The 23,262-nt window shown below is 72.6% G+C and carries 15 protein-coding genes; 11 read left to right on the top strand and 4 right to left on the bottom strand.

Features of this window, described 5'->3' with window-relative positions:
- The first annotated feature begins 25 nt into the window (after positions 1-25).
- Positions 26-1,393, top strand: a complete 1,368-nt coding sequence (locus OG959_RS05580) for a DNA-3-methyladenine glycosylase 2 family protein (RefSeq protein ID WP_326666223.1) — start codon at positions 26-28, stop codon at positions 1,391-1,393.
- 5 nt (positions 1,394-1,398) lie between these two features.
- Here OG959_RS05580 and OG959_RS05575 read toward each other — a convergent pair whose 3' ends face one another.
- The 3 genes from OG959_RS05575 to OG959_RS05565 form a co-directional block, all read right to left on the bottom strand.
- Complete coding sequence (locus OG959_RS05575; RefSeq protein WP_442805728.1) at positions 1,399-3,753, bottom strand: glycosyl hydrolase family 95 catalytic domain-containing protein; 2,355 nt, start codon at positions 3,751-3,753, stop codon at positions 1,399-1,401.
- A gap of 201 nt (positions 3,754-3,954) precedes the next feature.
- Complete coding sequence (locus OG959_RS05570; RefSeq protein ID WP_326656990.1) at positions 3,955-4,437, bottom strand: DUF456 domain-containing protein; 483 nt, start codon at positions 4,435-4,437, stop codon at positions 3,955-3,957.
- Between the two features lie 90 nt (positions 4,438-4,527).
- A complete protein-coding gene (locus OG959_RS05565) occupies positions 4,528-5,517 on the bottom strand; it encodes a helix-turn-helix domain-containing protein (RefSeq protein ID WP_326656989.1) in 990 nt (329 codons plus the stop codon).
- 210 nt (positions 5,518-5,727) lie between these two features.
- Between OG959_RS05565 and OG959_RS05560 the strand changes: the two genes are divergently transcribed.
- The 9 genes from OG959_RS05560 (at position 5,728) to OG959_RS05520 (ending at position 19,061) form a co-directional block, all read left to right on the top strand.
- Positions 5,728-9,495 carry a S8 family peptidase gene (locus tag OG959_RS05560; protein WP_326656987.1) on the top strand — a complete coding sequence of 1,256 codons (3,768 nt, stop codon included), beginning with the start codon at positions 5,728-5,730 and terminating at the stop codon, positions 9,493-9,495.
- A gap of 140 nt (positions 9,496-9,635) precedes the next feature.
- Entirely contained in the window at positions 9,636-11,291 is a 1,656-nt protein-coding gene (locus OG959_RS05555; protein WP_326656986.1) for a protein phosphatase 2C domain-containing protein, read from the top strand.
- A gap of 113 nt (positions 11,292-11,404) precedes the next feature.
- Positions 11,405-13,147 (top strand): pyruvate dehydrogenase, encoded by a 1,743-nt coding sequence (locus OG959_RS05550; RefSeq protein ID WP_326656984.1) that lies wholly within the window; start codon positions 11,405-11,407, stop codon positions 13,145-13,147.
- A gap of 88 nt (positions 13,148-13,235) precedes the next feature.
- The gene (locus OG959_RS05545) at positions 13,236-14,411 is read left to right on the top strand and encodes an NAD(P)/FAD-dependent oxidoreductase (protein ID WP_326656983.1); all 1,176 of its coding nucleotides are present in this window, start codon (positions 13,236-13,238) and stop codon (positions 14,409-14,411) included.
- Between the two features lie 81 nt (positions 14,412-14,492).
- Positions 14,493-14,831: a (2Fe-2S)-binding protein gene (locus tag OG959_RS05540; RefSeq protein WP_326656982.1), complete on the top strand. Its 339-nt coding sequence runs from the start codon at positions 14,493-14,495 to the stop codon at positions 14,829-14,831.
- Positions 14,812-16,266: an FAD/NAD(P)-dependent oxidoreductase gene (locus tag OG959_RS05535; RefSeq protein ID WP_326656981.1), complete on the top strand. Its 1,455-nt coding sequence runs from the start codon at positions 14,812-14,814 to the stop codon at positions 16,264-16,266. Before OG959_RS05540 ends, OG959_RS05535 begins: the two co-directional genes overlap by 20 nt.
- A 63-nt stretch (positions 16,267-16,329) precedes the next feature.
- Complete coding sequence (locus OG959_RS05530) at positions 16,330-17,238, top strand: dihydrodipicolinate synthase family protein (RefSeq protein WP_326656980.1); 909 nt, start codon at positions 16,330-16,332, stop codon at positions 17,236-17,238.
- An 83-nt stretch (positions 17,239-17,321) separates the two neighbouring features.
- A complete protein-coding gene (locus tag OG959_RS05525) occupies positions 17,322-18,323 on the top strand; it encodes a proline racemase family protein (protein ID WP_326656978.1) in 1,002 nt (333 codons plus the stop codon).
- A 69-nt stretch (positions 18,324-18,392) separates the two neighbouring features.
- Positions 18,393-19,061, top strand: a complete 669-nt coding sequence (locus OG959_RS05520; protein WP_326656976.1) for a GntR family transcriptional regulator — start codon at positions 18,393-18,395, stop codon at positions 19,059-19,061.
- A 58-nt stretch (positions 19,062-19,119) separates the two neighbouring features.
- On the opposite strand, the gene OG959_RS05515 is transcribed toward OG959_RS05520, so the two are convergent.
- On the bottom strand, positions 19,120-20,586 hold the full coding sequence (locus OG959_RS05515) for an aminopeptidase P family protein (RefSeq protein WP_326656974.1): 1,467 nt from the start codon (positions 20,584-20,586) through the stop codon (positions 19,120-19,122).
- Between the two features lie 249 nt (positions 20,587-20,835).
- On the opposite strand from OG959_RS05515, the gene OG959_RS05510 reads away from it, so the two are divergent.
- A complete protein-coding gene (locus OG959_RS05510; RefSeq protein ID WP_326656972.1) occupies positions 20,836-23,226 on the top strand; it encodes a M9 family metallopeptidase in 2,391 nt (796 codons plus the stop codon).
- Positions 23,227-23,262 lie beyond the last annotated feature (36 nt).

Genomic DNA, 23,262 nt, shown 5'->3' with positions numbered 1-23,262 from the left:
CCGGTGGCGCACACTGGACGGTGTGATGGACGAAGAGACCAGATACGAGGCGGTGAGCAGCCGCGACGCACGTTTCGACGGGGAGTTCTTCTTCGCCGTCGAGACGACCGGCATCTACTGCCGGCCGAGCTGCCCCGCCGTCACCCCCAAGCGGAAGAACGTCCGCTTCTACCCGACCGCGGCCGCCGCGCAGGGCAACGGCTTCCGGGCGTGCAGACGCTGCCGCCCGGACGCCGTGCCCGGCTCCGCGGACTGGAACGTCCGGGCGGACGTGGTCGGGCGTGCCATGCGCATGATCGGCGACGGTGTGGTGGACCGGGAAGGCGTGCCCGGTCTCGCTCACCGGCTCGGCTACAGCTCGCGGCAGGTCCAGCGCCAGCTCAACGCGGAACTGGGTGCCGGGCCGGTCGCCCTGGCCCGGGCCCAGCGCGCGCACACCGCACGGGTCCTGCTCCAGACCACCGGGCTACCCGTCACCGAGATCGCTTTCGCGGCGGGTTTCGCCTCGGTGCGTCAGTTCAACGACACCGTCCGGCAGATCTACGCGCGCACCCCGAGCGAGCTGCGCACCGAGGCCGGCACCGGGCTCGGCGCCGCGCCCCGGCAGGCCCGCACCACCGGCATTCCGCTCCGGCTCGCGCACCGGGGCCCGTACGAGGCCCGCGAGGTCTTCGATCTGCTCGCAGCCGAGACGGTCGCCCGGATCGAGGAGGTCAGCGGGGAGCCCGGGGCCCGGACGTACCGCCGCACCCTGCGCCTGCCGCACGGCACGGGCATCGCCGCCGTCGACGAGCGGTCCGCCGGATCCTGGCTGGAGGCCCGCATCCACCTCACGGACCTGCGTGATCTGACCACCGCCGTGCAGCGGCTGCGCCGCCTCTTCGACCTGGACGCCGACCCGTACGCCGTGGACGAACTGCTCGGCGCCGATCCGCTGCTGGCGGCCGGGGTGGCCGTCCGCCCAGGGGTGCGCTCGCCCGGCACGGCGGACCCCGAGGAGTTCGCCGTGCGGGCGCTGGTGGGTCCTGCGGCCGCCGGTGAGCTGGTCGAGCTGTACGGAAAGGTCCTGGACGTCTCCTGCGGCGGGCTGACCCATGTGTTCCCCGAACCGGGCGTCCTGGCGGGCGCGGTGTCCGACCCGGCGCTGCGCGCCCTCGCCACCGCCCTCGCCGACGGCGGTGTCCGGCTCGACGCGGGCGCCGACCGGGACGCGGCCGAACAGGCGCTGCTGCGGCTGCCCGGCATCGGCCCGGCCACCGCGAAGCTGATCCGGATGCGCGGCCTGGGCGACCCCGACGTGGACCCGTACGGGACGCCCGGCTCGGACCGGTGGCGGCCCTGGCGCTCCTACGGCGTGCGCCGTGCGGAGGCCATGGACCGGGTGCCCGCGTAACGGGATCAGGCCGGCAGGCCCCAGCTCGGTGCGGGCCCGTTCGCCGCGACCGGGCGGACGGTCAGGTCCGGGCGGTCGCCGGCCGCCGTGATCAGCGCCGATTCGCCCTTGCGGAGCCGGATGCGTACCGCACCGCCTTGCTGCTCCTCGTGGGCCAGGGGACGTCCGTGCCGGTCCCGCACCTCGATGGCGCCCTCGATGCCGTGCCGTACGACGCAGGGCGCCCCCGCCTCGCTCGTCAGCCGCACCCAGCGTGTCCGCCCGTTCTCCCGCACGGCGCTGAGCAGGAAAGCGCCCTGGGTACGGAAGTCGTGGACGGTCAGGTCCTGCCAGGCGGCGGGCAGGGCGGGGAAGACCCTGATGGTGTCGCCCCAGGACTGGCAGACCATGTCGTGGAGTGACTGGGCGGCCGACAGCGGGGTCTCGATGACGGGGCCGGACTCCTTGTACATGGTGTTGGCCTGGATGAACCGGCTCATCAGCTGACCCAGGTAGGCCAGTGCGTCCTCGCCCTTGCCGAGCAGCGCCGACATGGAGGCGGCGCCGGTGAAGGTGTAGCCCTGCAGTGCGCCCTCGAAGCCGACCCAGTGGGCGAGGGACTTCTCGATCAGGGCGCGTTCGGTGTCGGTCGCGCCGGTGACCTCGTACAGCGGGTAGACGGCCAGCATGTGCGAGTAGTGGCGGTGGGACTTCGCGAACGGCACCCCGGCGCCGATCATGTAGCCGTTCTCGTCGACCGGGTACGGGGCCAGCCTGGCCAGCACCTCCTGCCATCGCGCGGTCAGCGGATCGTGGACGTCCAGTTCGCGGGCCGATTCGAGCAGGGTGCGGCAGCCCCAGCGCAGCAGCATCAGGTCGTAGTTGCAGTCGGGGGCGTTGACGCCGTACTCGGGGGAGAAGGTCGCCGGGAGGTGCAGCTTGCCGTCGGCGCCCGGAGTGAGGAAGTGCAGGTAGTAGTTGACGGCCTTGCGCAGCAGCGGGAAGAGGGTGTCGCGCAGGACGGACCGGTCCATCGTGTGGCGGTAGGAGAGCCAGACGTTGTGCAGGGCCCAGGTCAGGTTGCCGACCTCGGGGGTGGGCGGGTCCTGGCCGGGGATGCCGACGCCGTAGCCACCGTCGGCGACCGCGGCACCGTTGACCAGCTGCGGGTCGGTGGTGCGGGGGATGCCGGCGGAGTCGGCCCGGTAGGGGGCGGCGACCTCGCGGGAGAGCTGCTCGCGGAATTCCCTCAGGGCCCGGGTGACGGCGTCGAGCTCCAGGTGGTTGGAGCCGTGGATCAGCCAGTACTCCAGCTGGACGTTGAGGTTCCACCAGGTGTTGGGCCACGGTGTGGGCTCCAGCCAGGGGCCCGAGGTGGCCATCACGGGGGCGTCCTTGCGCGCGGCCGACGCCGTTTTGTAGAGCTGGATCCAGTAGAAGCGCTGCAGCCGGGCATCGGGCAGCGACAGGAAGCTCCGGCGGTAGAAGCGGTCCCACCAGGCACGGTGCGGGGCGGCAAGCAGGGAGTACGGAAGGGCGGAGGCGGCCGTGACCGCACGTAGCGCGCGGGCACGGGCGGTGTTCCCGGGATGCGAGTGCGTGACGGTCACGTACAGGGTGCGGGCCGCGCCGCGCGTCCGCTCGCGCCAGGCGGTGACGTGCGCTCCGCCCGCGAGCAGCGACTGCACGGCCGCGGTCGTCCCGCCGTGCTCCTCGACGACGGCCGGGGGGTTGCCCGTGTAGCCGTCCGGCAGCGGCTTGAAGGCGGCCCGGGGGCTGATCGCCTCGGCCGGGTGGAAGACCCAGCGGAAGTCCTTCTCGCCGGCGCTCGGGGTCACCTCGACGGCCAGCACGTCACCGGTCGACTGCACGAAGGCGCGGAGCGTGAGGGTGCCGGCCGAGGTGGTGACGGTGCCCTGCAGCTCGGCGGTGTGCAGCCGCATCCGCCAGTCGACGCCCGTGATGGTGCCGGCCGGCTCCAGCGTGAAGTGGCCGATGGGGAGCCGCGCCAGGCCGAAGAGCGAACCGAACTCGGGCCGGTGGTCCTGAACCTCGGAGTGCTGGACGTTGAACCGGATCGCCGTGGTCTCGGCGCCGGGCTCCGCGTAGATGCCGGAGCCGAGCCGGCCGTTGCCCAGGTACGGGCCCTCGTACCAGGTCGCAGGCATCCTCTGCCAGCGCAGGTCGGCGTCGTCGAGGACGGTGTTCCAGCTGTCCGCGGGGGAGTGCACCACGACAGGGGCGGCCGCGGCCGACGGGGCGGCGGCCCGGGCGGGGGCGGCGGTGCCGCCCACCACGAGGGCTCCCCCGAGCGCGGTGCCCGTGGCGATCACGCTTCTGCGGGAGGGGGCGGGCCGGGAGGGGGCGGGCGAGGAATCGATACGAGGGGAGGAGGCGTGGTCCGGTGCAGTGGGCAAGGAATCTCCTGGCGATTCGTACGCAGACAGGCGCGTCAATTCATCCGAGCTATGTCCTCACGGAACGTAGACTTGAGCTTTCTGGGCGTCAATAGGGTGCGAGAGATCCGATGTGTTTCTCTCCATGTGATCGGACTTCGCCTACGTGACGGGCATGGCGTGCCGTCAGCCCCAGATCACCGCACCCAGCCACGCCCCCGCCACCAGCAGGCACGCGAACAGCTCGACGAGCACGGAGTAGCCGGTCGCCCGCATCACCGAGCGGACCGATGCCCAGCCGGCCCCGCGACTGCCCAGCCTCAGTCGCTCGGCCCCGTAGATCACGCCCACGTACCCGGCGATCGCCCCGACCACGGGAATCACGAAGAACCCGGTGATCGCCCCGATCCCGCCGAGCATCAGCGTGCGGCGCGGCGCGCCGGACTCACGGGGCCGGCGTGGCGGCAGGAGCGGTTTGAGTGCCTGGTTCAGCAGCAGCAGTGCCGTGGCCCCGATCAGGACGCCCCAGGCGGCCGGCGTCATGTCGGTCAGCGCCCACCACAGGACGGCGGCCCAGATGATCGCCTGCCCGGGTACACCGGGCACCAGCACGCCGATCAGGCCGAGCAGCATGACCAGGCCGACGGCGACGAGCTGCCACACACTCATCTGACCAGCCTGCCGGAGTCCGGCCGGTCCCGCCCGTCGTCACGCCCCGCTCCGGGACCGTAGACGCAGCTCAGAGGCGTGACGGTCCGGTCAGGGGCGGGGTTCGCGGGCGACCCAGCCCCGCTCGTACGCATGCCAGCCCAACTGCAGCCGGGTCGACACCCCGGTGAGTTCCATCAGGCCCTTGACCCGGCGCTGCACCGTCCGCAGCCCCAGATCGAGCTGCTTCGCCACGCTGGCATCGGTCAGGCCGGCCAGCAGCAGCGAAAGGATCTCCAGATCCGTCGGATCCGGTCCCGTCGAGTCCTCCCCGACCCGGCCGTTCTCGGCGAGCCGCAACGGCATCGCCTCGCGCCACACCGCCTCGAAGAGCCCCGTCAGCGACTCCAGCAGCCCCGACGCGTGCACCACCAGTGCCGCCGGCTCCGCGCCGCGGGAGGTCAGCGGCACCATCGCCAGCGCCCGGTCCGCGATGACCAGCTTGGTCGGAACCCGGTCCACGACCCGGCACTGTTCGTTGCGGCTCAGCGCCGCCGACAGCTCCAGAATCCCCGACGGCAGCCCCAGCACCTCGCGCTCGACCACCACCCGGAACGACACCCCGCGGGTGGCGGCCTGTTCCTCGGACTCGTTGTCGAGCCCGCTGACCGCGACCGGATTCCCGGTGACCAGGGCGCACACCTCGCTCGTCGCCCCCAGCTGCAGCTGATGGAAACGATGAGCCACGGCGCTCGCCCCGGTGACCACCTCGACCAGATCGTGTACGGCGGGCTCGTCCGCGTCCGCCCGGTACTCCTCGGCCAGCAGGACCGCGGCCAGCTCCGCCTGCTCCAGCTCGTGGCGCTGCTGGGTCAGCAGCGCCCCCAGCGCGACCCCGGGCGGAGCCGCCACCCACCGGCCCGTACGGGCCGACGACTGTGCGGCCAGCCCGTGCTGCTCCAGGCGCCGCAGTGCCCGCTCGGCGTCACGTTCGGGCAGCGCCAGCCGGTGCGCGAGATCGGAGACCTCCGCGGCTCCCACCGCCACCAGCGCGCGGTAGGCCGACTCCTGCGTCTCGTCGAGACCTATGGCTCCCAGCATCCCCGGACCTCCCCGAACCGCCTTGCCGCCCTGTCGTGTCGTGCTGCGCGGCCGGCCGGCCGTGGCGGAAAGCGGCCACGGCGTAAACCCGCCGTGGCACATCATCGCTGTACCGCCCGTCACTCTGCCAATGTGGCGCCACCGCAGCACCAACAACCTCCGGAATGAGGGCCTTTACGCCTGTCCTTCCGGTTTTACTTGGGGAGAGCGATGCGTCCGATATCGCGTACGGCACTGGGGGCGGCCACCGCCGCCGTCCTCGCCGTCACGGTGATCGCACCGTCCGTGGCAGCGCCACAGGGCGACGCGGGCACGAACAGACCGCTGACCGGCACCGCGGCCGCCACCGTCAAGGCGGACAAGCCGGTCACCGTCACCCTGGTCACGGGCGACAAGGTGCTGGTGAGCACCGACGGTTCGGGCAACGCCTCGGCGACCGCGCTGCCCCGCGAGGACGGCACCGTGCCGCTCGTGCAGACCCGCCGCTCCGGCACGGACCTGTACGTCTATCCGGACACCGCCGTGAAGGCGCTCGCCGACGGCACCGTCGACGAGGAACTCTTCAACGTCACCGGGCTCATCCGGCAGGGGTACGACGACGCGCACGCGGACTCCGTACCGCTGATCGCGACCTACTCCACGGACACCGCCCGCAGCGCCCCCGCCACCCCGCGCGGGGCCGAGCGCGGCCTCGCCCTCCCCGCCATCGACGGTGTGGCGCTCAAGGCCGACAAGAAGCAGGCCGCCGGATTCTGGTCGGACGTCACCGGCCCGCGGTCCCGCTCCGCCGCCGGGCTGAAGAAGCTCTGGCTGGACCGCAAGGTCGAGGCCAGCCTCGACCGCTCCACCAAGCAGATCGGCGCCGATCTCGCCTGGGCCGCCGGCTACGACGGCAAGGGCACCAAGGTCGCCGTCCTGGACACCGGCGCCGACGCCGAGCACCCGGACCTCAAGGGCCGGATCACCGAGTCGAAGAACTTCACCGATTCCGACACCGCCGACGACCGCCAGGGGCACGGCACCCACACGCTCTCCACCGTGGGCGGCACCGGCGCGGCCAGTGCCGGGAAGAAGAAGGGCGTCGCCCCCGGCGCCGACCTGCTCGTTGGCAAGGTGCTGGGCGACAGCGGCTCCGGTGACTCGTCCTGGATCATCGCGGGCATGCAGTGGGCCGTCGACCGGAAGGCCGACGTCGTCTCCATGAGCCTGGGCAGCCAGACACCCACCGACTGCACGGACCCGATGAGCCTGGCCGCCGAGGAACTCGGCAGGAGCAAGGACACCCTGTTCGTCATCGCGGCCGGGAACTCGGGCCCGACGCTGAACACCGTCTCCTCGCCCGGGTGCGCGCCCAGCGTGCTGACCGTCGGCGCCGTCGACCGCGACGACTCCACGGCCCGGTTCTCCAGCCGCGGGCCCGCGATCGTCTCGCACACCCTCAAGCCGGAGATCGCCGCCCCCGGCGTCGACATCTCCGCCGCCGCGGCAGGCGGCCGCGGCGTGTACGCGTACCAGTCGATGTCCGGTACGTCGATGGCCACCCCGCACGTCGCGGGCGCCGCCGCCATCGTCAAGGAACGCCACCCCGACTGGACGGCCCAGCAGGTCAAGTCGGCCCTCGTGTCGTCCGCGAAGAGCGACATCCCCGGTGACGTACGCGAGACCGGCGGCGGCCGGCTCGACGTCAAGGCCGCCATCGACACGACGCTCACCGGCGCACCCGCCGTCCAGGGCGGCACCTTCAACTGGCCGCAGGACAAGACGGACCGCACCACCGTGCGGATCCCGTACACCAACACGGGCGACAAGCCGGTGAAGCTCTCGCTCACCCTCCAGGGCGTCACGGGCAACGACGGCTCGGCCGTCCGCTCCTCCGTCGCCGCGCTCGGCGCGAAGAGCGTCACCGTGCCCGCCGGAGGGACCGTCGAAGTTCCGCTGAAGCTCGACCCGACGGCGAAGCTCCAGGACAGCCAGTACGGCGACGTCACCGGCCGGGTGCTGGCCACCGCGACCGGCGGCGTCAAGGTCTCCACCCCGTTCTCGCTGTACGTCGGCGCCGAGACCGTCACCCTGCGCGTCAAGCTGATCGACGGCAACGGCAAGGCCGCGACCGGCTCGTCCTCGCTCGACGTCATCGGCACCGACACCGCGACCGGCGAGCGCCGCTTCAACGACGGCTCGACCGACCAGGTGTACGAGGTGCGCCCCGGCGCCTACTTCGTCTCCAGCTTCATCGTCTCGGCGGACCCCGAGGACGCCACAGGAACGCTCGCCGAGTCGGTCGGCTACCTGGCCCGCCCCCAGTTGAACGTCACCAAGGACACCGTCCTGGTGCTGGACGCCCGCAAGGCGCACCGGATCAAGGTGAAGACCGAGGACCGGGTCACCGAGACCCGTAGCGGGACCCTGGCCTTCGGCCGCAGCTGGGACGACGTCTGGCTGCACTCCGGGTCCATCGCCGGCGGCAGCGTCATCAAGGACTACCGGGTCGACATCCAGGGCAGGGCCCGGGACGGCGACTTCGCTTTCGACAGTTTCTGGCGCGCGTACGCCCCGCAGATCGAGAAGCTCGCGGTCGTCGGAGGCACCACCCTGCACCCCACTCCCGCGTCCACCGGCTCCGTCAACCTCGACGGAACGGGCCAGGCCGCACTCGTCGACGCCGGTACCGGTACGCCCGACGAACTGAAGGCCGCCGACGTCGCGGGGAAGATCGCCCTGGTCCGTGTCGAGGACGGCGCTCCCATGGCCGTCCAGGCGCGCGACGCCAAGGCCGCCGGCGCCGTGGCGGTCATCGCGCACCGCCCCTCCGCCGGCCCGTGGAAGCCGTCCGTCGGATACGGTGCGGCGCCGCTGCCCTCGCTCGGGATCCAGGCGGACGAGGCGGCCGGTCTGGCCGCCGCACTGGCCGCCGGCCCGGTGAAGCTGAGCTGGAAGGCCACCGCGTCCAGCCCGTTCGTCTACAACCTCGCCTTCCCCGAGACGGGCACCGTCACCTCGGACCGCACGTACAGGGTCAGGGACAGGGCGCTCAGCACCGTCGAGTCCACCTACGAATCGATGGGCGTGAAGACCGACTTCGTCGACACGCTCCTCGTCGCCACCCCCTACGGCGCCCGGTACGGCGTCGGCGCGTTCGACAGCGTGCCCGCGCCCGGAAAGCGCACCGAGTACTACTCGGCCGGCGACAGCACCTGGCAGCAGGGACTCTCCTCCAGTTTCCCGTGGGGCGAGTTCATGATGGACAAGTTCCGTACGCACAAGGCCGGATCGAAGCGTTCGGCGGACTGGTACCGGGGCGTCGTCGTCCCGTCCGCGCCCAGGGACGACCAGGGCAAGGAGATGCTCGCCGCCGAACGCCAGGACAATCTGATCGGCGTCGCCCCGGGCTTCTGGAGCGACACCGAACACGGCGGGCTCCAGGGATCCTTCGGGGACATGGGCAACATGCGGCTCACCAGCGGGGGCCAGGTACTCGGTGAATCCGGCTGGCCGTCCGGAGTGTTCACCGTGCCGGCCGAGGACGCCGCGTACGAACTCACCATGATGACCATGAAGTCCGGTCAGCCCGCCGCCGTGTGGAAGCGGTCGACCAGGACCGAAACCACCTGGAAGTTCCGCTCGCACCGCGACGAGAACGTCTACTCGCAGGGCATCCCGCTCCTCTTCCCGGGCTACGACCTGCCCTCGGACGGCATGAAGACCCTGGCGGCGAAGGACGGTCAGCAGATCGGCCTGAGCGTCTCGGGCCACGCCGGCTACACACCCGGCAAGGTCACGGCTGCCGAGGTCTCCTACTCGTACGACGGCGGCGAGACCTGGACCGCGGCCACCACCGCGCAGCACAGCGGCCGTTGGACCGCGATCGTGAACCACGCGGACGCGGCCGGCAAGCCGGTGACCCTGCGCACCGAACTGACGGACGCCAACGGCAACTCCGTCGTCCAGACCGTGACCGACGCCTACGCCGTGCGCTGACGTCGCGTCACCCGACCGGTCCGCCGGGCGTCCTTCCCGTGGGGGGTGGGGCCGCCCGGCGGGCCTAATTCCGGACGGGACTCAGCCACTTTTTCCGGATGTCCCGTTTTCGCACGGCCTTCGCGGTGGACAATAAGGGCATGAGTCAGCAGGGGGAGAGGCCCGCCGCCCACGAGGACGACTGGTGGCGCAGGCTGTACGACGATTCCGCACCGGACGCCGGGGCGAGCCAGGCGGCCGACAGTCTCGACGACCGCTTCGACTCGGCGTCGGGCGCGGTGGGATCCGACGGCGGTGAGGCTTACGGGACCGCCGCCGCGGTGCCCGAACCGAGGGCGGCAGCCTCCGCGGTCACCCGAACGGCGGACCCGGCTGCGGCCCCGCCGCCGTCCGAGGTGACCGCACGGGCCCCGTGGGAGCCACCGGCCGGCCCGCCCCGGCCCCGCACCTTCGCGGGCGCACCCCCACCCCCGCCCCCGCCCCCGTCGTCCGCCCCCACCCCGGCACCGGTCGTCGCGCCGCCGCCGTCCCCGGTCCTCGCGCCGGAACCACAGTGGGCTCCGGCCGATCCCCGCATCGCCCAGAGCCTTCCGGTACCGGCGGAGCCGGAGGCCGCGCCATCGGCCCCCGCCGTGCCGCCCGTGCCTCCTGAACCGCCGGCGCCCGCCGGGGTGCCCACCGTCACGGTCCGGCCGCCCGCCGAGCCGGACGAGGCCGTGCCGCCGCTGCCCAGGCGCCCGGTCGTCGAGCGGACCCACGACACCGCGCCGCCCGGACCCGCCCCGGAACCGGCCCCCGTCCCCGAGGCGCCGCCCCCGCCGGTCGTCCACGTGGGCGCGCGACCGCCCACGTACGACGCCGAGCCCACCGCGCTGCCCGAGAGCGACCCGCGTGAACTGGACGGCCTCGTCGCCGACACCGTGCTCGACGGCGCCCGGTACGGCACGTACACCCTGCGGGCCGCCTCCGTGCGGGGCGACTCCGCCCGGTTCCGGGGCGAACCCCGGCGCGACGCGCTGCTGACCACACGGTTCGGCACCGCGGAGGGTGCGCTCGTCCTGGTCGCCGTCGCAGGCGGCGCCCGGTCCACCGAGAGCGGGCACCTGGCCGCGGCCGACGCCTGCCGCTGGATCGCCGAAGCCGTCGGACGCAGCCACGCCCGCCTCGCCGACGACATAAGAGCGGGCCGCCGCGGCGACCTCAAGTCCGGGCTGCACCGGCTGACCGACCGCGGCTACGGCAAGCTGCGCGCCCGCGCCGCCGAACTCGGCCGTGAACCGCACGAGTACACGGTGGGGCTGCGCTGCCTCCTGCTCTCCGCCGACCCGGAATGCCGCACCCGGGTCTTCTTCGGGGTGGGCGACGGCGGGCTGTTCCGGCTGCGGGACGGCAGTTGGCACGACCTCGAACCGATCGTGCCGCGGAAGGGCGCGCTCACCGGCGAGGCCGTGGTCGGCTTCGGGTCGTCGGTGCCCGAGAGCGGGCCCGGGGGCGACCGGCTGACCATGGACCTGGGGGTCACCACGGCCCCGGCCCCGTACGTCGAGGACCCGGTCCCGCTGCCCGCCGAGCCGTTCCGCTTCCGCGCGTCGGTCGCCCGGCCGGGCGACACCCTGCTGCTGTGCAGCCCGGGCCTCGCCGAGCCGTTGCGCGGCGAACCGGCCCTCGCCGCGGAACTCGCCGAGCGCTGGACACCGGCCGGTGCGCCCGGCCTCGGCGCGTTCCTGGCCGACACCCAGCTGCGGGTGAAGGGGTACGCCGACGACCGGACGGCGGTCGGCGTCTGGGAGGCGTAACCGCCCGGGCCATGGGTTGATGGACTCCGGAGAACCCGTCCGGCGGGGGTTTCGCGCCCCGGGATCCGGACAGCCGATCGTGCACGGAGCACAGGCAGAGGGAGTGCGCACCCATGGCCAAGCAGAACGTGTCGGAGCAGTTCGTCGACATCCTCGCCCGGGCGGGCGTCAAACGCCTGTACGGGGTGGTCGGCGACAGCCTCAACCCCGTCGTCGACGCGATCCGCCGCAATCCCGCCATGGACTGGATCCAGGTGCGGCACGAGGAGACGGCCGCGTTCGCAGCCGGTGCCGAGGCGCAGATCACCGGCGAGCTGGCGGCCTGCGCCGGGTCGTGCGGACCGGGCAACCTGCACCTCATCAACGGTCTCTACGACGCCCACCGCTCCATGGCTCCGGTCCTCGCGCTCGCCTCGCACATCCCGTCGAGCGAGATCGGCCTCGGCTACTTCCAGGAGACCCATCCGGAGCTGCTCTTCCAGGAGTGCAGCCACTACAACGAGATGATCTCCAACCCGCAGCAGATGCCGAGGCTGCTGCAGACGGCGATCCAGCACGCGATCGGCCGGGGCGGCGTCGCCGTCGTCTCGATGCCGGGCGACGTGGCCTCCCAGCCCGCGCCGGAGAAGTCCGTCGAGCACGCCCTGGTCACCTCGCGGCCTTCCGTGCGTCCGGGCGATGGGGAGATCGAGAAGCTCTGCCGGATGGTCGACGAGGCCAAACGGGTGACGCTGTTCTGCGGCAGCGGTACGGCGGGCGCGCACGCCGAGGTGATGGAGTTCGCCGAGCGGGTGAAGGCCCCGGTGGGCCACGCGCTGCGCGGCAAGGAGTGGATCCAGTACGACAACCCGTACGACGTCGGCATGAGCGGGCTGCTCGGCTACGGCGCCGCGTACGAGGCCACGAACGAGTGCGATCTGCTGATCCTGCTCGGCACGGACTTCCCGTACAACGCCTTCCTCCCCACCGACGTGAAGATCGTCCAGGTCGATGTGCGCCCCGAGCACCTGGGCCGCCGTTCCAAGCTCGATCTCGCGGTCTGGGGCGATGTCCGCGAGACCCTGCGCTGTCTTACGCCGCGGGTGAAGGCCAAGAGCGACCGCAAGTTCCTCGACCGGATGCTCAAGAAGCACGCGGACGCGCTGGAGGGTGTGATCAGCGCGTACACCCGCAAGGTCGACAAGCACGTTCCGATCCATCCGGAGTACGTGGCCTCGGTCCTGGACGAACTCGCCGACGAGGACGCGGTCTTCACCGTCGACACCGGTATGTGCAACGTCTGGGCGGCCCGCTATCTGACGCCGAACGGCAAGCGGCGGGTGATCGGTTCGTTCAGTCACGGCTCGATGGCGAACGCGCTGCCGCAGGCCATCGGCGCCCAGTTCACCGACCGCAACCGGCAGGTCGTGTCGATGTCCGGGGACGGCGGGTTCACCATGCTGATGGGGGACTTCCTGACCCTCGTCCAGTACGACCTGCCGGTGAAGGTCGTTCTGTTCAACAACTCCTCGCTGGGCATGGTCGAGCTGGAGATGCTGGTCGGGGGACTGCCTTCGTTCGGTACGACCAACAAGAACCCGGACTTCGCGGCCGTCGCGCGGGCCTCGGGGGCGTACGGCGTCCGCGTCGAGAAGCCCAAGCAGCTGGAGAGCGCCCTCAAGGACGCGTTCAAGCACAAGGGCCCGGCCCTCGTCGACATCGTCACCGACCCGAACGCGCTCTCCATCCCGCCGAAGATCAGCGCGGACATGGTGACCGGTTTCGCGCTCTCCGCCAGCAAGATCGTGCTGGACGGCGGCGTGGGAAGGATGGTCCAGATGGCCCGGTCCAACCTGCGCAACGTGCCCCGTCCGTAGCGCGCCGGGACGGATAGCTGACGGGGCGTCAAAGGAAGGTCTCTGACGTCCCCTTGGCGACCTCAGAGCAATGTGACATATTACTGACGTGTTCACGAGACAGCCTTTGGACGTGGTCGTCGTCGGTGCCGGAGTGGTCGGTGCCGCCTGCGCGTACTACGCCGCCCGGTCCGGACTTGTCGTCGCCGTGGTGGACGGCGGACCGGTCGCCGGCGGCACCACCGGAGCGGGGGAGGGCAACCTCCTGGTCTCCGACAAGGTGCCCGGCCCGGAGTTGGACCTTGCGCTCCTGTCCGCCGCGCTCTGGCGCGAGCTGGCGCAAGTGCTGCCCCCTGCCATTGAGTTCGAGCAGAAGGGCGGCCTGGTCGTCGCGGCGGGCCCCGAGTCGCTGGCCGCCCTGACCGCGACCGCCTCCGGACAGCTGGCGGCTGGGGTGCGGGCCACCGCGGTGGCGGCGGATGAACTGCACGCGCTCGAACCGCACCTGGCGCCCGGGCTCGCCGGCGGCTTCCTCTATCCGCAGGACGCCCAGGTCCAGCCGGCCCTGGCGGCGGCCCACCTCGTCCGCGCGGCCCGCGACGCCGGAGCGAGCCTCCACCCCGGGCAGGCGGTCACGGCCGTGCTGAGGGGACCGACGGGCGCGGTGCGTGGCGTACGGACCACCGGGGGCGATCTGCTCGCCCCCGCGGTGGTCAACGCGACGGGTGTACGGGGCGGCGAACTGGCGGCCCTGGCGGGGGTGGAGCTGCCCGTGCTTCCCCGGCGCGGCTTCGTCCTGGTGACCGAGCCGCTGCCGCGGCTGATCCGGCACAAGGTGTACGCGGCGGAGTACGTGGCCGACGTGTCGAGCGCATCGGCCGCCCTGCAGACCTCACCCGTGGTGGAAGGCACCCCGGCAGGGCCGGTTCTCATCGGCGCCAGCCGCGAACGCGTGGGATTCGACCGGACGTTGTCCGTTCCGGTGGTCAGCCGGCTGGCCACGGCGGCGGCCGCGCTCTTCCCGGTGCTGGCCGACGCCCGGGTGCTGCGGACCTACCACGGCTTCCGCCCCTACCTGCCCGACCACCTCCCGGCGATCGGGCCCGACCGCCGGGTGCCCGGACTCTTCCACGCCTGCGGTCACGAGGGCGCGGGGATCGGACTCGCACCCGCCACCGCCGCGCTGGTCACCGCCGCGATCCGGGGGGAGGAACCCGCCCTGGACCCGGCGCCGTTCCGCCCGGACCGGTTCGACGCGGCGCCCCGAACCGGTCCCGGCAGCTGAGGCCGCCGCCGTGACGCCGTACGCCCCGAGATGCCCGCTGACGGTCCGGACCGACCGGCCGCCGACTGAGCAGGAGCCCTGGTGAGACGTCCCCGCATACGCACGGCCGGACGGACCCCGGCCGCCCTGGCCGGAGCCGGTCCCGGCCCCGCCTTCGAGATCACCTTCGACGGACAACCGGTCCGGGCCCTGCCGGGCCAGAGCATCGCGGCCGCCCTCTGGGCCGCCTCCGTCCTCACCTGGCGCACCACCCGGGTGAACGGACGGCCGCGGGGCGCCTTCTGCGGGATCGGTTCCTGCTTCGACTGCCTGGCCACCGTCAACGGGCAGCCCAACCGGCGCGCCTGCCTGCTCCCCGCCCGCCCCGGCGACGTCGTCACCCCGCAGGAAGGGGACGGACATGCCGGCCCCGTCCGCTGACCGGGCCGCCGAGCGGCCGGAGCGTACCGAACTCGCGGTCGTGGGCGCCGGCCCCGCCGGTCTTGCCGCCGCCGTCACCGCGGCCGACGGCGGACTCGACGTGGTCCTGCTCGACGCCGCGGACGCACCGGGCGGCCAGTACTACCGCGCCCCCGCGCCCGGCCTCGGCGCCACCCGCCCCGAGGCACTGCACCACGGCTGGGCGGAGTTCGCCGCCCTTGCCGCGCGGCTCGGCCGGCACCGCACGGCGGGGCGGATCCGCCACCTCACCGGACACCACGTCTGGGCCGTCGAGCGGAGCGGGGCCGACTGGACGCTGCACGCGGTCACCGGGCCCGACGGACGCGACGGGGCCACCACCCTCGACGCACGACGCCTGCTGATCGCGACCGGCTCCTACGAGCGCCAACTCCCCTTCCCCGGCTGGACCCTGCCCGGTGTCGTCGGAGCGGCCGGGGCACAGGCCATGCTGAAGTCGGGCCTGGTGCTGCCGGGCCGCCGCATCGTCGTCGCCGGCAGCGGACCCCTGCTGCAGGCCGTCGCCGTCTCCCTCGCCCGGGCGGGCGCCCGGGTCCCCGCCCTGGTGGAGGCCTCCGGCTACGGGGCGTACGGACGGGCGCCGCTGGTGCTGGCCGCCAACCCCGGGCGGCTCGCGGAAGGCGCCCGCCATGGCGCCGCGCTGGCCCGCCACCGGATCCGGCCGCTGACGCACCGGGCGGTCACCGCCGTGCACGGCACCGACCGGGTGGAGGGTGTCACGGTCAGCCGGGTGGACCGCGACTGGCGCCCGCTGCCCGGGACCGGGCGCCGCATCGACTGCGACGTCCTGGCCGTCGGCCACGGCCTGGTGCCCCAACTCGACCTCGCGGTAGGGATCGGCTGCGCCACTCGGTGCGGTGCGGACGGTTCGGCCGCGCTGGAGCTCGACGACGAACTGCGCACCTCCGTGCCCGGAGTCTGGGCCGCCGGCGAGACCGGCGGCATCGGCGGCGTCCATCTCGCCCTGACCGAGGGCGAACTCGCCGCCCGCTCCGTGATCACGGACGCCCGCGGCGGCCCGGGCGCGCCCCGCGCCGCGGCGCTGCTCCGGTCCCGGCGCCGGATGCGCGCGTTCGCCGCCCTCATGGGCGCCGTCCACCGGCCCGGTCCGGGCTGGACCGACTGGACGGCGGCCGACACCGAGGTCTGCCGGTGCGAGGAGGTCACCACCGGAGCGATCCGCACCGCCGTCGGGGAACTCGGTGCCGGGGACAGCCGCACGGTCAAACTGCTCACGCGGGCAGGCATGGGCTGGTGCCAGGGCCGGACGTGCGGATTCGCCGTGCGCGAACTCGCCGGCTGCGCCGCGGACACCGGAGGCCCCGACCGCCGGCCGCTCGCCTGCCCGGTTCCGCTGTCCGTACTGGCCCGTGCCGACGGCCCCGAGGACGCGTGAGCCCGCGCAACGCGCCCGCACCGTCGCCGTCCCCTTCCTTCGCCCCATCTATCGAGGAGTCCCATGTCCACGAACACGCCCGCACGCACCAGCCCCTGGCGGGGCGTCATGGTCGCCACGCCGCTCACCCTGCGCGAGGACCGGTCGATCGACTTCGACGCGTACGCCGCGCATGTGCGCGACCTCGTCGCCGCGGGCTGCGACGGGGTGGTGCCCAACGGCTCACTGGGGGAGTACCAGACCCTCACGGACCAGGAGCGTGACGAGGTCGTGCGCGTCGCCGTCGAGGCGGCCGGGGACGGCGCCAGGGTGATGCCGGGCGTCTCCGCGTACGACAGCACCCAGTCGCGGCGCCGCGCCGAGCAGGCGGCCGAGGCGGGCGCCGGCTCCGTCCTGCTGCTGCCGCCCAACGGATACGCCTGCGACGACGTGGCGGTCCGCGCGCACTACGCGGAGGTCGCCTCGGCGGGCCTGCCGGTCGTCGCGTACAACAACCCGTACGACACCAAGGTGGACCTGACACCGCGGCTGCTCGCCCAGCTCCACGCGGAGGGCTCCGTCGTCGCCGTCAAGGAGTTCAGCGGGGACGTCCGCAGGGCCTACGAGATCGCCGAGGAGGCGCCGGGTCTCGACCTGCTGGTCGGCGCCGACGACGTGCTGCTGGAGCTCGCGCTCGCCGGAGCCGTCGGCTGGATCGCGGGCTGCCCGAACATGCTGCCCGCCGGCTGTGTCGCGCTGTACCGGGCCGCCGTGTCCGGGGACCTGGAGACGGCACTGCCGCTGTACCGGCGGCTGCACCCGCTGCTGCGCTGGGACTCCAAGCCCGAGTTCGTCCAGGCCATCAAGGCGTCGATGGACATCGTCGGCCGGCACGGCGGTCCCACCCGGCCGCCGCGCACACCGCTCGACGCCGCCTCCCTGGCCGCCGTGCGCGCGGCCACCGAGAAGGCCCTCGCCGAGGGCCTCGACTGACCCTCCCGCACCACTCATCGCCACAGCAGACACCGGCCGGCCGGAGCGTCGTCCCGGACCGGCCGGACGACCGAGGGGGACCCTTGCGCACGCGTCACATCTTCCACGCCGTCGACTCGCACACCGAGGGCATGCCGACCCGGGTGATCACCGGCGGTATCGGCACACTGCCCGGCGCCACCATGGCCGAGCGCCGCGCCCACTTCATGGCGCACCGGGACGCGGTGCGCACCCTGCTGATGTACGAGCCGCGCGGCCACGCCGCCATGAGCGGGGCCGTGCTCCAGCCGCCGACGCGCCCCGACGCCGACTTCGGGGTCCTGTTCATGGAGGTCTCCGGCTGTCTGCCGATGTGCGGGCACGGCACCATCGGGGTGGCCACCGTCCTGGTGGAGACCGGCATGGTGGAGGTCACCGAACCGGTGACCACCGTTCGGCTGGACACCCCCGCCGGGCTGGTGAGCGTCGACGTGCGGGTGGAGGACGGCGCCGCCACCTCCGTCACGCTCACCAATGTGCCGGCCTTCAGCGCCGGACTCGGGCTCACCGTGAAGGTACCCGGCCACGGCGTCGTGCCGTACGACCTCGCGTACGGAGGCAACTTCTACGCCATGGTCCATCTGGACGACCTGGGCCTTCCGTTCGACCGGTCGCGCAAGGACGACTTGCTGGCCGCCGGGCTCGCCCTGATGGACGCGGTCAACGCCACCGACCGCCCGGTCCACCCGCTCGACCCGGCCATCCACGGGCTCAAGCACGTCCAGCTGATCGCCCCCGGCTCGGACGCCGTCCGCTCCCGGCACGCCATGGCCATCCACCCCGGCTGGTTCGACCGTTCGCCGTGCGGCACCGGTACCTCCGCGCGCATGGCCCAGCTGCACGCGCGCGGCGAACTGGACCTGGACACCGACTTCGTCAACGAGTCCTTCATCGGTACGGAGTTCACCGGCCGGCTCGTCGCCGAGACCACCGTGGGACCGCTGCCCGCGGTCGTGCCCACGGTCACGGGCCGTGCCTGGATCACGGGGACCGCGCAGTACTTCCTCGACCCGGCCGACCCGTTTCCCGAGGGGTTCCTGCTGTGACCCGTCGAGTCCGGGCCGGGCAACGTCACATTGTATTCTTGGGCTCCGCACGGTCCTGGAGGAACAGACATGGCCCGCCTGACGTCGCTCAACGTGATCTCGGCCCAGGAGCATCTGCGCGACCAGGTGGCGCACGCGCTGCGGGCGGCGCTCATCTCCGGCGAACTGAAGCCCGGGACCGTCTACTCCGCGCCCGCGCTCGCCTCCGAGTTCGGGGTCTCGGCGACGCCCGTCCGTGAGGCGATGCTCGACCTGGCCCGGGAGGGCCTGGTCGAGGCCGTCCGCAACAAGGGCTTCCGGATCACCGAACTCACCGAGCAGGACCTCGACGACTTCACCGAACTCCGCGCCATGATCGAGGTCCCCACCGTGGGCCGGATCGCCCGGATGGGCCTCACAAGGGAGTTGGAGGCGCTGCGGCCCGTCGCGCTGGAGATCGTCGAGGCCGCGCGGCGGCACGACATCCTGGGATACCTGGAGGCGGACCGCCGCTTCCACCTCGCCCTGCTGGCGCTGGCCGGGAACCGCCGGCTGGTCGAGGAGGTCGGTGAACTGCGCAAGCGATCCCGGCTGTTCGGGCTGAACCGCCTTGCGGAGTCGGGCCAGTTGATCGCCTCCGCGCAGGAGCACGTACAGCTGCTGGACCTGGTGGTCGCCGGGGACGCGCCGGGGGCCGAGGCCTGCATGCTCGCCCATATGTCGCATGTCCGCTCGCTGTGGGCCGACGAAAAGCCCTGAACCGTGCGACGAAGGCCGCCACCCCTGCCCCCTGCCCGGGGTGGCGGCCTTCGCGCGCTCAGCCGTCCAGCAGCTCTGCCATCCAGGCCTCGACGCCGTCCGGTGTGCGGGGGAGCGCGGACGACATGAGGCGGGCGCCGTCCCCGGTGATCACGAGGTCGTCCTCGATCCTGACGCCGTTGCCCCGGAGCGAACGCGGCAGCGTCTCGTCGTCCGGCCGGAGGTACAGCCCCGGCCCCACGGTCAGGACCTGCCCCGCCTCCAGGACCCCGTCCGGGTAGATCCCGGCGCGGGCCCGCGCGCAGTCGTGCACGTCCATGCCGAGCATGTGGCCGCTGCCGCACAGGGTGTAGCGGCGGTGGAGGCCGCTCTCGGGGCCGAGTGCTTCCTCCGCGGGGACCGCGAGTACGCCCCAGTCGTGCAGGCCCTCGGCGATGACCCGCATCGCGGCGTCGTGGAATGCGTGGAAGCGGGCACCCGGCCGTAGCGCGGCGATGCCCGCGTCCTGAGCGGCCAGCACCAGTTCGTACACGGTGCGCTGGACGGGGGTGAAGGTGCCGGACAGCGGGATCGTGCGGGTGATGTCGGCCGTGTAGAGGGAATCGGTCGCCACGCCCGCGTCCAGCAGCAGCAGCCGGCCGCGCTCCAGCGGGCCGTCGTTGCGGGTCCGGCGCAGCACGCACGCGTGGTCTCCGGCGGCCGCGACAGTCGGAAAGCCGGGGCCGTGGCCTTCCAGCCGGGCCCGCAGTCCGAAGACTCCTTCCACCCGGCGCTCTCCCCGTGGGCCGGCGATCGCCTGGGGGAGGGAACGGACGACGTCCTCGAATCCGGCGGTCGTCGCGTCGACGGCACGCTGCAACTGGGCTTGCTCCCATGAGTCCTTGACGAGTCTGAGCTCGTCGATCACCGCGTCGAGCCCGGCCGGCGCCGACCGGAGGGCGGGCAGCCGGCGGGCGTCCCCGAGCCAGGCGTCGACGGACGGATCCACGCCGGTGAGGACCCGGGTCGGAGGCTGAGTGCCCGTCAGGAGCTTGTCCCACGCGTCCCGGTGCTCGCAGCGGATGCCGGTGAGCGCGGTGGCCTCGGCCAGGCCCGGTCTGCGGCCCACCCAGAACTCCCCGTGACCGCGGTCGCGGTGGAAGTCCTGGCCGCTGCGGGGCGAGCCGGGTCTCATGTACAGGACCGCCTCGTGGCGCGTGTCCCCGTCCGGTTCCAGGACCAGCACATGGCCGGCCTGCTCCTCGCCGGTGAGGCCGGTGAGCCAGGCGTACGCGGTGTGCGGGCGGAAGCGGTGGGCCGCGTCGAGGGACGGCACGGCGGGGGAGCCGGCCGGAACGACGAGCCTCTCGCCCGGGAACCGTGCGGCGACGCGGGCGCGGCGGGCCGGTGTGAGGGCGTGGGCGGGGACGCGGGCGCCGGCGGGGCGCCGGGCCTTGGCCCAGCCCGTACGCATGAAGGTGTCCAGGGCCGGGGACACCGGCAGCTCGTGGCTGCCGGTGTGCGGGCGAAGTCGGGGCTCGGTCACGAGCGGAACTCCTCGGGCTGAAGCGGAATCGCCCGCAAGCAGAGCGCCGCGGACGGGAGTTGGCGCGCAGATGAATGTGCGCCCAGCGCCTTCCAAAGAACATGTGACATGTGCCATTGTACAGACGGCCGCGGTTGAGGTCGTGCTCATGTCATGGGCGCCGGTCCGTGGACCGGCCCTCCGGCCCCGACCGCGCCATCCCCCACGCCGCGCACCGTCGCGCGGCACCACACCGCTGGGAGGCGGCACGTGAAGAACCGTACGGTTCGACAGAGATTCACCGGCTTGTCCACCGTGGCCCTGGCGGCCTGTCTGGGTGTCGGCATGCTCGCCGCACCGAGCCGGGCCGCCGAGCCCCGGACCTCCGCACCGGCTGCCGTCACTACGACTGCCGCCGCGGGCAAGGCCGTTGCTCCCCGGGCGCCCGAGCCGGGCGGCCCCACCGCGCAGGCACTCACCGCGCCCGTCCAGGACCCCGGCCACCTGGGCGGCACGGCCCTGAAGCCCGCCGACCGGGCACCGCAGACCGCGTCCGAGGACGCGCTGAAGCGCGACTACGACGACCCGCGTGCCACCGCGTCGAGCCACCCGGCCCCCTCGATGAAGGCCAAGGCCCGCTCCGCCGCGAAGGCCGCCGGAATCGCCCCTGCCGCCGCCTGCTCCGTCGCCGACTTCACCAGCCGCACCGGCAGCGACCTGGTGCGGCAGATCAAGTCGTCGACGACGGACTGCGTCAACACCCTGTTCACGGTCAAGGGCAACGACGGCTACCTCGCCTTCCGCGAGGCCCAGATGGTCACCGTCGCCTACGCCCTGCGCGACGGATCGGCCGCGTACCCGGGTGACAGCAGCACCGGCATGCCCCAGCTGGTGCTGTTCCTCCGGGCCGGTTACTACGTGCAGTACTACGACCCCGCCACCGTCGGCGACTACGGCGACGCGCTCCGCACCGCCATCCAGAGCGGGCTCGACGCCTTCTTCGGCTCCGCGCACGCCTACGACGTCACGGACGCCAACGGGGAGACCCTTTCCGAAGCCGTCATCCTCATCGACAGCGCCGTACAGAACGCCCGCTACCTCAACGTCGTCAAGCGCCTGCTCGCCGACTACGACTCCTCGTACGACAGCTCCTGGTACATGCTGAACGCCGTCAACAGCGTCTACACGGTGACCTTCCGGGGTCATCAGGTGCCCGAGTTCGTCAGCGCCGTCCAGGCCGACCCCAGCCTGCTCGACGCGCTCGCCGGCTTCGCCCGCGACCACCTCGACCTGCTGGGCACGGACCGCTCCTACCTGGCCTCCAATGCCGGGCGCGAGCTCGGGCGCTTCCTCCAGGAGGAGTCACTGCGGCCCAAGGCGCGCCCGCTCGTCATCGACCTGCTCGGCCGCAGCTCCCTGACCGGTCCCACCGCACCGCTCTGGGTCGGTCTCGCCGAGATGACCGACTACTACGACCGGGCCAACTGCGGGGCGTACAAAACCTGTGACCTGGCGGCACGCATCAAGAGCGCCGTCCTTCCCGTCGAGTACACCTGTAGCGACAGCATCCGCATCCTCGCCCAGCAGATGTCCTCGTCCGACCTCTCGGCGGCCTGCACCAGCCTGAAGGGCCAGGACGCCTACTTCCACCAGATCGCCCGCGACAGCGGACCGGTCGCCAACGACAAGAACACCACCATCGAGGTGGTCGTCTTCGATTCGAGCACCGACTACCAGACCTACGCCGGAGCCATCTACGGCATCGACACCAACAACGGCGGCATGTACCTGGAGGGCGACCCGGCAGCGGCAGGCAACCAGCCGCGCTTCATCGCCTACGAGGCCGAGTGGGTGCGCCCCGACTTCCAGATCTGGAACCTCAACCACGAGTACACGCACTACCTCGACGGCCGGTTCAACATGTCCGGCGACTTCGAGGACGGCCTCACCACGCCGACCATCTGGTGGGTCGAGGGCTTCGCGGAGTACGTCTCCTACTCGTACCGTGACGTGACCTACGACGACGCCGTCACCCAGGCCGCCGCGCACACCTACACCCTGCGCTCCCTGTTCGACACCACCTACGAGAACGCCGACCAGACGCGCATCTACAACTGGGGCTACCTGGCTGTCCGTTACATGCTCCAGTCGCACCGCGCCGATGTGGACACGCTCCTGGGCCGCTACCGCGGCGGCGACTGGAACGGTGCCCGCACCCTGCTCACCTCGACCATCGGCAGCCGTTACGACGCCGACTGGAACACCTGGCTCACGGCGTGCGCGGCCGGCAGCTGCGGGACCATCACCACCAACCCGCCGACCGATCCGACGGCCGAGTGCACGGCGAGTGACGTCCGGGAGCTCGGCGAGGACTGTGCCCGGAGCGGACGCCAGGCCACCCGGGGCAACTACTCCTACCTGTACCTCTACGTGCCCGCCGGCACCACCCGGCTCACCATCACCACGAGCGGCGGTACGGGCGACGCCGACCTTTACTACAACGCCAACGGCTGGGCCACCACGGGTGCCTACACCTCACGGTCGACCGGCAGTGGCAACGCCCACACGCTGACGGTCGACAACCCGGCGGAAGGAGCGAACTACATCAGCCTCTACGCCGTGCAGGACTTCGGCGGAGTGAAGGTCTCCACGCAGTACTGACCGGTCCCCGAGGGCCACGGACGCGGCCGACCGCAT

The organism is Streptomyces sp. NBC_00385 (assembly GCF_035917155.1).
GTDB lineage: Bacteria > Actinomycetota > Actinomycetes > Streptomycetales > Streptomycetaceae > Streptomyces > Streptomyces poriferorum.
Note: the sequence above shows the minus strand (reverse complement) of the source record. Positions and strands in the feature narration are given on the sequence as shown.

Coding starts and splice junctions, on each gene's coding strand:
- OG959_RS05580 (WP_326666223.1), top strand. CDS start 26: ATGGACGAAGAGACCAGATACGAGGCGGTGAGCAGCCGCGACGCACGT.
- OG959_RS05570 (WP_326656990.1), bottom strand. CDS start 4,437: ATGAGTGTGTGGCAGCTCGTCGCCGTCGGCCTGGTCATGCTGCTCGGC.
- OG959_RS05565 (WP_326656989.1), bottom strand. CDS start 5,517: ATGCTGGGAGCCATAGGTCTCGACGAGACGCAGGAGTCGGCCTACCGC.
- OG959_RS05560 (WP_326656987.1), top strand. CDS start 5,728: ATGCGTCCGATATCGCGTACGGCACTGGGGGCGGCCACCGCCGCCGTC.
- OG959_RS05555 (WP_326656986.1), top strand. CDS start 9,636: ATGAGTCAGCAGGGGGAGAGGCCCGCCGCCCACGAGGACGACTGGTGG.
- OG959_RS05550 (WP_326656984.1), top strand. CDS start 11,405: ATGGCCAAGCAGAACGTGTCGGAGCAGTTCGTCGACATCCTCGCCCGG.
- OG959_RS05535 (WP_326656981.1), top strand. CDS start 14,812: ATGCCGGCCCCGTCCGCTGACCGGGCCGCCGAGCGGCCGGAGCGTACC.
- OG959_RS05530 (WP_326656980.1), top strand. CDS start 16,330: ATGTCCACGAACACGCCCGCACGCACCAGCCCCTGGCGGGGCGTCATG.
- OG959_RS05520 (WP_326656976.1), top strand. CDS start 18,393: ATGGCCCGCCTGACGTCGCTCAACGTGATCTCGGCCCAGGAGCATCTG.